The 688-nt window shown below is 68.6% G+C and carries 1 protein-coding gene; it reads left to right on the plus strand.

The annotated features are described in order from the left end of the window. On the plus strand, positions 1-688 hold a 688-nt coding region (locus ACOADB_RS18125; protein WP_378601525.1), incomplete at both ends, for an Ig-like domain-containing protein.

Below are 688 nucleotides of genomic sequence, written 5' to 3' on the forward strand. Positions count from 1 at the left end.
GGTGACGGACAACGACTCGGATGTCACCTACGACCCGAGTGGCGCCTTCGATGCGCTCGGTGCGGGTGAGACCGCGACCGACACCTTCGAGTACACGGTCACGGACGGGAACGGCGGGACGGACACCGCGTCAGTGACGATCACCGTGACCGGGGTGGGAGCGCCCAACACGCCGCCGGTCGCGGTGGACGACGAGGCCGACGTGGCGGCGGACTCGACCGGTGTGGACGTGGACGTGCTGGGCAACGACACGGATGCGGACGGCGACGCGTTGTCGGTGCTGACGGTCGACACCGGCGGGACGCTGGGGGTGGTGACGGACAACGACTCGGATGTCACCTACGACCCGAATGGTGCCTTCGACGGGCTCGGTGCGGGTGAGACCGCGACCGACACCTTCGAGTACACGGTCTCGGACGGCGAGGGCGGGACGGACACCGCCACGGTCACGATCACGGTGACCGGGGTCGAGACGCCCAATGCCGCGCCGGTGGCGGGCGATGACGAGGAATCGCTGGCGGAGAACTCCGCCGGGGTGACGGTGGACGTGCTGGCCAATGACACGGATGCGGACGGGGACGCGTTGTCAGTGTCGGCGATCGACACGGTCGGGACGCTTGGCCTGGTGACCGGCAACGGCACCGATGTCAGCTACGACCCGAACGGTGCGTTCGACTCATTGGGTGTG

It is taken from the genome of Nocardioides sp. CPCC 206348 (assembly GCF_048654705.1).
Classification (GTDB): domain Bacteria; phylum Actinomycetota; class Actinomycetes; order Propionibacteriales; family Nocardioidaceae; genus Nocardioides.